Consider the following 1,152-nt stretch of genomic DNA (forward strand, 5'->3'; position numbering starts at 1 on the left):
GAATATTGGGGCGCGGAATATTGGGGCGTCTCGGGCACGGCGGCGGTCTGGCTGCCGACGTCGACGGCCGGCTGCAGCGCAAACACATCGCCGGTGTTGCAGGCCGATACGGCCGCGATGGCAAGCAGCATCACCTGCCTGGCGGCAACGGAGCGCGCACGATTGTTCTGTCGCGCCATGGCAGGCATGGCGCCAAGTCTTCCGGCCATCGAAAGGTATCCTGTCCCCGGATGGCACAAGTCTAGTCGGCAAGAGTAAAGGAAAGATCAGCGCCCGCATTCACGCCTGGGGCCGAATTGCGGCGCCTGTTCTTCGCATCCACTCACTGGCAGAACGTTCCGCCATGGCGGCGCTGCTCGAGGTCGAAGTGGAAATGCAGTGCATGGTCGGCATCGGCGCCGGGACCGAGCACGGTCTTGAACGGCCCGCAGGCGGCCTTGCGCACACTGTTCAGGAATTTTGCATCCTTTTCGGGCGGCACTGGGCCGATCTCGACCTTTCGTCCGTCGGACAGCGTGAAGGAGGCGATGTCGAGCGCATTGCCGAAGGCATGCTCCGACAGCTTTCTCGTTCCGTTACGCGGGCGGCAGACAAACGCCGAGGCCTGGGTAATCGATTTGAGATCTACGCCGAATTCGGCTTTCGCCGCCGGCTGGATCACATCGACGGTGAAGCGGGCGGCAGCCTCGGCCATCTGGCAATTGAGTTCGGTGCCGGAGCCGATGCCGACAGATTTGCCGAGCGTTTTCAAAATGATAGGGTAGGGGATCGAACAACCGATTTCCGGATTGCTTTCCGCCTTATGCTCCTCGAATTCGACGCCGAGCGCCTTCAGCCGCTCGCGGCAGGCCACTTCGTCCTGAGGCATCTTGTCGGCAGGACGATCGGCCGATCGCGGATCGGGCAGCATTTTGTTGTTGTCGGCATCAGCCGGTTTTTCAGGTGGCTTCGGTGCGACAGCGGGCGGTTCGGCCACCGGCTCCGCGGTGTCGGGTCTTTGTGTCGGAATCGGCACCACGGTCGGCGGCTCAGGCTCGCTTTCGATATCGGGTGACGGCTCCGGCCCCGAAGGCTCGGGACGTGCCTGCTTTCCCTGACGAGACTTTTCTTGATTGAGCCGGTCGGCTGCGCCAGCGGGCTGTGGACCTGCAG

The 1,152-nt window shown here is 62.9% G+C and carries 1 protein-coding gene and 1 pseudogene; both read right to left on the reverse strand.

What is annotated here, in order from left to right; genetic code table 11:
- Positions 1–209: pseudogene (locus tag EN742_RS35515) on the reverse strand (extensin); the annotation flags it as partial.
- Between the two features lie 113 nt (positions 210–322).
- On the reverse strand, positions 323–1,152 hold an 830-nt coding region (locus EN742_RS35520), incomplete at its 5' end, for an extensin family protein (protein ID WP_128333918.1).

This window comes from Mesorhizobium sp. M4A.F.Ca.ET.020.02.1.1 (genome assembly GCF_004022645.1).
GTDB lineage: Bacteria > Pseudomonadota > Alphaproteobacteria > Rhizobiales > Rhizobiaceae > Mesorhizobium.